The organism is Variovorax sp. E3, assembly GCF_016082275.1.
Lineage (GTDB): Bacteria > Pseudomonadota > Gammaproteobacteria > Burkholderiales > Burkholderiaceae_C > Variovorax.
Map to the genome: position 1 here is coordinate 1 of NZ_MOWM01000228.1, position 8,410 is coordinate 8,410.

Genomic DNA, 8,410 nt, shown 5'->3' on the forward strand with positions numbered 1-8,410 from the left:
TCGCGCTGCTGTCTTGCGAGGGCCGTCGTGCCCCCATCCCAGCCTTCCCCCGGGAGGGGAAGGAGCAATACCGGTGCTTCGGGGCGAGGTGGGGCATGGCGTCAGTGCTCCACACCCAGGTACGCCCGGATCACGTCTTCGTTGTTCCGCACTTCGTCCGGCGTGCCGTCGCCGATCTTCTTGCCGTAGTCCAGCACCACCACGCGGTCGGAGATGTCCATCACCACGCCCATGTCGTGCTCGATCAGCACGATGGTTGCGCCGAACTCGTCGTTCACGTCGAGGATGAAGCGGCTCATGTCCTGCTTTTCTTCCACGTTCATGCCGGCCATGGGCTCGTCGAGCAGCAGCACCTGCGGCTCCATGGCCAGCGCGCGGCCCAGGTCGACGCGCTTTTGCAGGCCGTAGGGCAGGCGGCCCACGGGCGTCTTGCGGTGCGCCTGGATCTCCAGGAAGTCGATGATGTGCTCGACGAACTCGCGGTGCTGCAGCTCTTCGCGCTCGGCCGGGCCCCAGCGCAGGGCCTGGGCGAGCAGGCCGCTCTTCATCTTGAGGTTGCGCCCGGTCATGATGTTGTCGAGCACGCTCATGCCCTTGAACAGCGCCAGGTTCTGGAAGGTGCGCGCCACGCCCATCTCGGCCACCTGGCGCGAGTTCATGTGCTTGAAGGTCTGGCCGCGGAAAGTGATGGAGCCCTGCTGCGGCCAGTACACGCCGTTGATGCAGTTCAGCATCGAGCTCTTGCCCGCGCCGTTCGGCCCGATGATGGCGCGCACCTCGTGCTCGCGCACGTTGAAGCTGATGTCCGTCAGCGCCTTCACGCCGCCGAAGCTCAGGCTGATGTTCTGCACGTCGAGGATGACGTCGCCGTCTTTGCGGCCGCCCCGGGTCGTTGTTGCCAGCATGGAGGTCTCGGTGAGGTTGTGCGCGTTCATGCGGCCGCCTTGATCAACGGGAAGCGTCTGGCCTCGACGATCTTCAGCGTGGCGCTGACCGAGCCCGTGCGTCCGTCCTCGAACTTGACCTGGGTCTCGATGAACTGCTCGGCCTTGCCGCCGTAGAGCGCATCGAGCAGCACCGCGTATTTCTCGGCGATGAAGCCGCGGCGCACCTTGCGCGTGCGGGTCAGTTCGTCGTCGTCGGGGTCCAGCTCCTTGTGCAGCACCAGGAAGCGCGCGATCTGCGTCTCGCCCATGCCGTCCTCGGCCGCGAGGTCGGCGTTGACCTTGGCGATGCACTCGGCCACCAGCGCCAGCACGTCGGGCTTGCCGGCCAGGTCGACATAGCCGCCGTAGGCCAGCCCGCGCCGCTCGGCCCAGTTGCCCACCGCCTCGAAGTCGATGTTGATGGCCGCGCACACCTCGCCACGGCCGTTGCCGAAGCACACGGCTTCCTTGATCTGCGGAAAGAACTTGAGCTTGTTCTCGATGTAGTTGGGCGCAAAGATCGCGCCGCCCACGAGCCGGCCCACGTCCTTGGCGCGGTCGATGATGCGCAGGTGCCCTTCGCTGTCGAGCACGCCCGCGTCGCCGGTGTGGAAGTAGCCGTTGGCGTCGAGCACTTCGGCGGTGGCGTCGGGGCGCTTGTAGTACTCCTTGAGCACCGACACGCCGCGCACCAGCACCTCGCCGTCTTCGGCGATCTTCAGCTCGATGCCCGGCGCGGCCGTGCCCACGGTCTGCAGCTTGACCTTGCCGTCCTGCTGCAGGCACACGTAGGCGCAGGTCTCGGTCTGGCCGTAGAACTGCTTGAGGTTGACGCCGATGGAGCGGTAGAAGCGGAACAGGTCGGGCCCGATGGCCGCGCCCGCCGTGTAGGCCACGCGGATGCGGCTCATGCCCAGCACGTTGCGCAGCGGACCGTAGATCAGCAGGTTGCCCAGGCCGTACATCAGGCGGTCGAGCGTGCCCACCGGCGCGCCGTTCAGGATGTCGGCGCCCACGCGCTGCGCCAGCGCCATGAATTTTGCATAGAGCCAGCGCTTGGGCGCGGCCGCGTCTTCCATGCGGATCGACACGGCCGTGAGCAGGCCTCGAAGGTGCGCGGCGGGCCGAAGTAGTAGCTCGGGCCGATCTCGCGCATGTCGTTCATCACCGTCTCGCTCGACTCGGGGCAGTTGAGCGTGAAGCCGCCCACCAGCCACTGCGCCACCGAGAACAGGTGGTCGCCCACCCACGCCATCGGCAGGTAGCTCATGATGTTGTCGCCGGGGCCGAGCTTGTCGGTCTCCACGCCGCCGCGGCCCGCCGCGATGAAGCTGGCATGCGTCTGGCACACGCCCTTGGGGCGGCCGGTGGTGCCCGAGGTGTAGAGGATCACGCCCACGTCGGTGGCTTCGCCGCTCGCCACGGCGCGGTCGTAGTAGCCGGGGTTGGCCTTGTCGAACTCGCGGCCCAGCGCGCGCAGCTGCTCGTAGCTCATGAGCCCGGGCTGGTCGTAGTGGCGCAGGCCCTTGGGGTCGTCGTAGATGATGTGGCGGATGACCGGGTAGTGCTCTTTCTGGATCTCGCGGCACTCCAGCAGCTTGTCGACCTGCTCCTGGTCTTCGACGATCACGAACTCGATGCCGGCGTCCTGCAGCATGAAGACCATCTCGCCGGCCACCGCGTCCTGGTACAGCGGCACCGGCACGCCGCGCAGGCTTTGCGCGGCGATCACGGCCATGTACAGGTGCGGCCGGTTGGCGCCGACGATGGCCAGGTTGTCGAAGGCCTTGAAGCCGAGGCTCGCCAGGCCGCAGGCCATTTCGCGCACTTCCTGCGCCACGGCGTTCCACGACCAGGTTTGCCAGATGCCGAGGTCTTTCTCGCGAACGGCGGGCGACTCGGGACGAGCCTCGGCATGCGCGAGCAGCAGACGGGGGAAGGTGGGGGCGGTTGTTTGCACAGTGGGCGGATCGTAGGTCTCACTTTGACGCCCGGTTGTCGTTCCAACGACAATCCTAGGGACACTACTCCCCGGAGTTTCCCGATGCCTCACGGCAACCTCAACCACAACAACGTGCTCGGCGGTTCGATCAAGGACCGCGTGCGTCCCGCCAACGCCGCGGAGCTCGACGGCATTCCCTGGCTGCCCACGCTCACGCCCGCCGAGCGTCGCCGCGCCGAGGCCTCGCTGGTGGTCGGCGAGGCCGAGCCCGGCGACCTGGTGTGCCGCGTGGGCCGCTCGCCGACCTACTGGTTCGGCGTGGTCGAGGGGCTGCTGAAGATGAGCAACGACAACGCCGACGGCGGCTCCGTCACCTACACCGGCGTGCCGCCCGGCGGCTGGTTCGGCGAAGGCACGGTGATGAAGCGCGAGCCCTACCGCTACAACATCCAGGCGCTACGCCGCAGCCTCATCGCGGGCCTGCCGACCGAGAGCTTCCACTGGCTGCTGGACCACTCCATCGGCTTCAACCGCTTCGTGATGAACCAGCTCAACGAACGGCTCGGGCAGTTCATCGCGGCGCTGGAGATCGACCGCCTCAACAACCCCGACGCGCGCGTGGCGCGCAACCTGGTGTCGCTGTTCAACCCGGTGCTGTACCCGGGCGTGGGCGAGGTGCTGCGCATCACGCAGCAGGAGCTGGCCTACCTGGTCGGCCTGTCGCGCCAGCGCGTGAACGAGGCGCTCAACGGCCTGTCGGCGCAGGAGTTGATCCGGGTGGAGTACGGCGGCCTGCGCGTGCTCGACCTGCCGGGCCTGCGCGCGACGGCGATGTCGAACAAGAAAAACAGCAACAACGGCAGCAGCACCCAACCCGCCGCGGAAACGGAAACCCCATGACGCTCAAAGACCAGATACAGATCGTGCCCGCGAATGCGCAGACGGCTTTTGCACCGCCGCCGCCCGAGCCGCTGAAGAACGCCGAGAAGACCGGGCCCACGCTCGAGGAAGCCCTGGCGCGCAACGAGGAGCTGGCCGACAAGATCGAGGCGCTGGACGCCGTGCTGGCCAAGCCGCTCAGCGAGATCCTGGCCGACCGCGAGAAAGCCGACGAAGCCGCGCTCGCGTGGGACCGCTTCGGCGCGATGTGGATGCTGTCGCAGCGCGCCATGCGCCGCGTGGCGCTCGACCTGGCGGCGCAGCTCGGCGTGAGCGAGGAAGAAGTCGTCGCGCGCGCCATGGCCAATGCCAACGCGGTGCTCAACGGCGCGGACGAAGTCGACCTGGACGGCACCGTCGCGCCGGCGCAACTGCAACACATCGCGCGCCATCGCAACTTCCTGCGCAAGCAGTTCCGCACCAGTTGAGCCGCGAGGCTTTTCAATACCCCTTAACCTTCCCGCCTTCTTTCCAGAAAGACTTTTCTCAAGATGACCGCTTCCCACCTCACCCTCATCACCGGCGCCTCGCGCGGCCTGGGCCAGGCCATGGCCGAACAACTGCTGAAGGCCGGCCACGTGGTGCTCGGCATTTCGCGCAAGCAATCGCCCGAGCTGGCCGAAGTGGCCAAGGCAACGGCGGGCGCCGAACTCGTGCAATGGGAGCAGGACCTGTCCGACCCGGTGGCCGCCGCCGCGCGCCTGTCGGCGTGGCTGAAGACCGTCGACGCGCAGCGCTTCGACAGCGTCACGCTCATCAACAACGCCGGCACCGTCGGCAACCCCGCGCCGCTGTCGCACGCCGTGGAAGCCGAGCTGTCGCTGGCGCTGCGCATCGGCCTGGAAGCGCCGATGCTGCTGACCGCTGCGTTCCTGGGCGCCACGCGCGAATGGCGCGGCGCGCGCAAGGTGCTGAACATCTCGTCGGGCCTGGGCCGCAACGCCATGGGCAGCCAGGCGCCTTACTGCGCGTCCAAGGCCGGCATGGACCACTTCTCGCGCGCCGTGGCGCTCGAAGAGGCGAACGCAACGAACGGCGCGCGCATCGTCTCGCTGGCGCCCGGCATCATCGACACCGACATGCAGGTGCAGCTGCGCGGCGCCTCGGCCGAGAAATTCCCCGACCGCACGCGCTTCGAGAAGATGAAGAACGAAGGCATGCTCGACAGCCCCGCCTCGGCGGCCGCCAAGGTGCTGGCCTACCTGGCGCGCGAAGACTTCGGCGCCAAGCCCGTGGCCGACGTGCGCGACCCCGCCTGATTTTTTCCAACGCAGAACCGGGACGCACACCATGGCCACCGCCAAGTCGATCGACACCCTCGAATACAAGCTCTTCCCGTCGCCGAGGAACGTGCACCGCATCGTCTTCGAGCACCAGGTCTTCGTGCCGTACCCGTACGCGCTGATCGTGATGGACGAGTTCTATTTCAAGGGCCGCTACAGCCTGTTCTCTGCCTGCCGGATGAGCGACGGGAAGATGGGGCAGGTGGCGACGTTCGAGCTGGAAGCGGATGTGGCGATCTTCAACGCGAAGTTCGTGCCGGATTGATCGAAGTCGCGCGGTTTGTTCGCCGCGGCCACGGCTGAAGTGACCCCTGGCAAAGCACGACCGGGATAGTCTTTGATTCGAGGTGCCGCACTCCGGCGGCGCCTCGAAGAAAAGAACCATATTCAGGGAGTGACATGACCACTGCGACTGCAGCCGCAAGGCGGACGGCGAATCACCATCCGGCGGAAAAACCAAAGGCGCCTCGGCCGCACGAGCCGCCGCCACGCGCCGCCGAGGACATGTGGGAAGACGGCATCGACAAGGCGGACGACGCCTGGGATGCCTATGACTGCGAGCTGCGTGCGGCGGTCGGCGAATACAACCGCCATCTGGCCTCGTCCCCGGGCTTTGTGCCCTTGGACTGGAAAGTCGTCAAGGCCATGCTCTGGGTGGAAACGGGCGCGAAAAACCCGAAGTGGCGCACACGGCCCATGCAGATCGGCAACGAGGGCGACCCGGGGCTGCAATCGCTGCTGCTGGGCAACGAAGGCGGGGACCTCGTGGTTCCGCCTTCCATGCGGCCCTACCTGTCGATCGAAAGCGCGAGGCAGCAACCGGCACAGAACATTCGCGCTGGCATCGGCTACCTGCTGATGCGCATGGCGAACTTCGCCTTCAAGAGCGTTCCGGGTCCCGATGCCCGTGTCCTCGAGATCACCGCTGCGCCCGGCGACAGCCTGGACAGGATCGCGAAGGCGCAGGGCAGCACGCTGGAGGTGATGAAAAAGCTCAATCCTTCCGTCGGCGTCGTGCACGCGGGCGACGTGCTGAAGTACCAGAAGGCCTCCATCCAGCGCGTCATCACGGGGTGGAATCCGCTCTCTGCGGGCAGCATCGCCCAGCGCTACAACAGCGGCGACTCGCGGTATGCAAGCAAGCTCCAGCACGCGGCGCGCGTGCTCGGTGCGCGCGCGGAAGCGGCATGCGCGCGCTGAAGGCGGGCTGGCTTCTGCTCGCCGCCGTTTGCGGCACAGGCTTCGCTCCGACCGTCGCAGCCAATGGTGCATTCACCAGGGTCTTCGAAGGTACAGGCAGGGCGTGCAGCGGCAACCTCTACATCCGCGCCAGGACCGCGGAATGGAACACGCCCTTCAGCGTCTGCAGGCCCTCTCGCTACGAGGTGCTCGAGAAAGACCTCGCCAGAGAAAAGAAGCGGCTTGCCATTCGCCTCGAGACTCGCGGCAGACATTGCAGGTACGAGGTCATCGAGGTGGAGAAGGTCAGCCGGTACGGCTGGAACGCCAATGGCTACCCTTCCGTCGAAGCGTTCGACAAACGGGCATTGCCCGATTGGGAGAATTCGGCGTTGCCCGAACGGATGACCTTGTCCTGTCCCGTGATCGAGCGCTAGACCCTGACCCCCGGAGGCATCGCCTCCGGGCTTCGCTTCCTTACTCGATCGTCGCCCCCGAGGCCTGCACGATCCCCTTCCACTTCTCGTAGTCCGTCTTCAGCAGCGCGCCGAACTGCTCCGGCGTCATGCCCTGCGGCTCCGCGCCTTGGGCAATGATGGCGGCCTTCATTTCCGGCGTGGCCAGCAGCTTGTTGACCTCGGCGTTCAGCAGCGTCACCACGTCCTTGGGCGTGTTGGCCGGCACGAACAGGCCATACCAGGTCGACACGTCGAAGTCCTTGTAGCCGAGCTCGGCCACGGTGGGCGTGTCGGGCAGCGAGGTGCTGCGCTTGGCCGAGGTCACGGCCAGCGGGCGCAGCTTGCCGGCCTTGATCTGTGCCATGGCCGAGGGCACCGACGACACCATCAGGTCGACGTTGCCCGCCAGCACGTCCATCATGGCCGCGTTGGAGCCTTTGTAGGGCACGTGGCGCATCTTGATCTTGGCGGCGCTGTTGAAGATCTCGCCGGCCAGGTGGATGGTGGTGCCGTTGCCGGGCGAGCCATACGTGATGGTGTCGGGCGCGGCGCGCGCGGCCTTCACCACGTCGTCGAGCGACTTGAACTTGGAGTTGGCCTGCGTGACGATCACCACCGGCGTGTAGGCCACGTGGGCCACGGCCGTCAGGTCCTTCACCGGGTTGTAGCTCAGGTTCTTGTAGAGCCAGGGCGCGACGACCATGTTGTCCTTCTGGCCCATCACGATGTCGTAGCCCGTGGGCGCGGCGCGCGCGGCCTCGGCGATGCCGATGGTGCCGCCGGCGCCCGCGCGGTTGTCGGGCACCACGGTCCAGTGGTTGGTTTCGGTGAGCTTCTGCGCGACCAGGCGCGCCAGGATGTCGGTGCCGCCGCCGGGCGGGAACGGCACGATCATGCGGATGGGCTTGGCCGGGTAGGCCTGTGCGTGGGCGAGGGGGGCCGTGAAGGCCAGCGGAAGTGCGAGCGCGATGGCCAGCGTGCCGAGGTGTCTGCGGATCATGGTTGTCTCTTTGTGTGGGGGCGAATCGGGGTTGCAGCCGAGTGTCTTCGCTGCACCGCAGGTGCAGTGTGCCGGAAGCGGTGCGCGGGGGTTTTCGCGATTCGCGATGGGGCCCGTATCGGCTCGCGGTGGCTTGACAGGGGCCGGTGCGGAGCGAATACTGCACCAGGTGGTTGAGTATTCTTGTCCATTCGACAACAGGAGACACCCATGCTCGGAAACATCGACGCCGTGGCCAACCTCGCGGTCAAAGACCTCGCCGTGGCCCGCCGCTTCTACGAAGACACGCTGGGCCTTGCGCAGGTCGACGCCGAGGGCGATGAAGTGATCGTCTACCGCAGCGGCAACACACGCATCAACGTGTACCGCTCGTCGTTCGCGGGCACCAACCAGGCCACGGCCGTGACCTGGCAGGTGGGCGAAGACATCGGGCGCCTGGTGGCCGCGCTCGGGGCCAGGGGCGTGCGCTTCGAGCACTACGACATGCCGGACACGAAGCTCGAAGGCGACCTCCATGTCATGGGCGGCATGAAGGTCGCGTGGTTCAAGGACCCCGACGGGAACATCCTGAACCTGATCAACGGCTGAGGGCGTTGCCGCCCCCGGGCCGTCATCAGCCGAAGTTCTTGGCGGCGAAGTCCCAGTTGGCCAGCTTGGCCAGGAAGGTCTCGACGAACTTCGGG

The 8,410-nt window shown here is 66.8% G+C and carries 9 protein-coding genes and 2 pseudogenes; 7 read left to right on the forward strand and 4 right to left on the reverse strand.

The features are described from left to right. Nucleotides 1-101: 101 nt before the first annotated feature. Both BMG07_RS38220 and BMG07_RS38225 read right to left on the reverse strand, forming a co-directional pair. Nucleotides 102-935, reverse strand: coding sequence for an ABC transporter ATP-binding protein (locus tag BMG07_RS38220; protein ID WP_269759818.1), 834 nt, complete (start codon nucleotides 933-935; stop codon nucleotides 102-104). After that, nucleotides 932-2,886, reverse strand: a pseudogene (locus BMG07_RS38225) (long-chain fatty acid--CoA ligase). Before BMG07_RS38225 ends, BMG07_RS38220 begins: the two are co-directional and overlap by 4 nt. Nucleotides 2,887-2,970: 84 nt before the next feature. Between BMG07_RS38225 and BMG07_RS38230 the strand changes: the two are divergent. From BMG07_RS38230 to BMG07_RS38255, 6 genes are all read left to right on the forward strand, one after another. Then, nucleotides 2,971-3,768 carry a Crp/Fnr family transcriptional regulator gene (locus tag BMG07_RS38230; RefSeq protein WP_198088847.1) on the forward strand — a complete coding sequence of 266 codons (798 nt, stop codon included), beginning with the start codon at nucleotides 2,971-2,973 and terminating at the stop codon, nucleotides 3,766-3,768. After that, nucleotides 3,765-4,235, forward strand: coding sequence for a hypothetical protein (locus BMG07_RS38235; RefSeq protein WP_198088848.1), 471 nt, complete (start codon nucleotides 3,765-3,767; stop codon nucleotides 4,233-4,235). Before BMG07_RS38230 ends, BMG07_RS38235 begins: the two co-directional genes overlap by 4 nt. A 63-nt stretch (nucleotides 4,236-4,298) precedes the next feature. Further along, nucleotides 4,299-5,066, forward strand: a complete 768-nt coding sequence (locus BMG07_RS38240; RefSeq protein WP_198088849.1) for an SDR family NAD(P)-dependent oxidoreductase — start codon at nucleotides 4,299-4,301, stop codon at nucleotides 5,064-5,066. Between the two features lie 31 nt (nucleotides 5,067-5,097). After that, complete coding sequence (locus BMG07_RS38245) at nucleotides 5,098-5,355, forward strand: hypothetical protein (RefSeq protein WP_198088850.1); 258 nt, start codon at nucleotides 5,098-5,100, stop codon at nucleotides 5,353-5,355. A gap of 239 nt (nucleotides 5,356-5,594) precedes the next feature. After that, nucleotides 5,595-6,290 (forward strand): LysM domain-containing protein, encoded by a 696-nt coding sequence (locus BMG07_RS38250; protein WP_198088851.1) that lies wholly within the window; start codon nucleotides 5,595-5,597, stop codon nucleotides 6,288-6,290. Continuing rightward, entirely contained in the window at nucleotides 6,278-6,706 is a 429-nt protein-coding gene (locus BMG07_RS38255; protein ID WP_198088852.1) for a hypothetical protein, read from the forward strand. Before BMG07_RS38250 ends, BMG07_RS38255 begins: the two co-directional genes overlap by 13 nt. 40 nt (nucleotides 6,707-6,746) lie before the next feature. Here the strand turns inward: BMG07_RS38255 and BMG07_RS38260 are convergent, their stop codons facing one another. Continuing rightward, nucleotides 6,747-7,727: a tripartite tricarboxylate transporter substrate binding protein gene (locus BMG07_RS38260; RefSeq protein ID WP_198088853.1), complete on the reverse strand. Its 981-nt coding sequence runs from the start codon at nucleotides 7,725-7,727 to the stop codon at nucleotides 6,747-6,749. A gap of 210 nt (nucleotides 7,728-7,937) precedes the next feature. Here BMG07_RS38260 and BMG07_RS38265 point away from each other — a divergent pair, with 210 nt between their 5' ends. Further along, nucleotides 7,938-8,315, forward strand: a complete 378-nt coding sequence (locus tag BMG07_RS38265; RefSeq protein ID WP_198088854.1) for a VOC family protein — start codon at nucleotides 7,938-7,940, stop codon at nucleotides 8,313-8,315. Between the two features lie 25 nt (nucleotides 8,316-8,340). On the opposite strand, the pseudogene BMG07_RS44505 reads toward BMG07_RS38265, so the two are convergent. Then, nucleotides 8,341-8,410: pseudogene (locus BMG07_RS44505) on the reverse strand (superoxide dismutase [Fe]); the annotation flags it as partial.

Bases quoted from the DNA above. Each gene is read 5' to 3' on its own strand.
- BMG07_RS38220 (WP_269759818.1), bottom strand. From the start codon at position 935: ATGAACGCGCACAACCTCACCGAGACCTCCATGCTGGCAACAACGACC.
- BMG07_RS38230 (WP_198088847.1), top strand. From the start codon at position 2,971: ATGCCTCACGGCAACCTCAACCACAACAACGTGCTCGGCGGTTCGATC.
- BMG07_RS38235 (WP_198088848.1), top strand. From the start codon at position 3,765: ATGACGCTCAAAGACCAGATACAGATCGTGCCCGCGAATGCGCAGACG.
- BMG07_RS38240 (WP_198088849.1), top strand. From the start codon at position 4,299: ATGACCGCTTCCCACCTCACCCTCATCACCGGCGCCTCGCGCGGCCTG.
- BMG07_RS38245 (WP_198088850.1), top strand. From the start codon at position 5,098: ATGGCCACCGCCAAGTCGATCGACACCCTCGAATACAAGCTCTTCCCG.
- BMG07_RS38250 (WP_198088851.1), top strand. From the start codon at position 5,595: ATGTGGGAAGACGGCATCGACAAGGCGGACGACGCCTGGGATGCCTAT.
- BMG07_RS38255 (WP_198088852.1), top strand. From the start codon at position 6,278: ATGCGCGCGCTGAAGGCGGGCTGGCTTCTGCTCGCCGCCGTTTGCGGC.
- BMG07_RS38260 (WP_198088853.1), bottom strand. From the start codon at position 7,727: ATGATCCGCAGACACCTCGGCACGCTGGCCATCGCGCTCGCACTTCCG.
- BMG07_RS38265 (WP_198088854.1), top strand. From the start codon at position 7,938: ATGCTCGGAAACATCGACGCCGTGGCCAACCTCGCGGTCAAAGACCTC.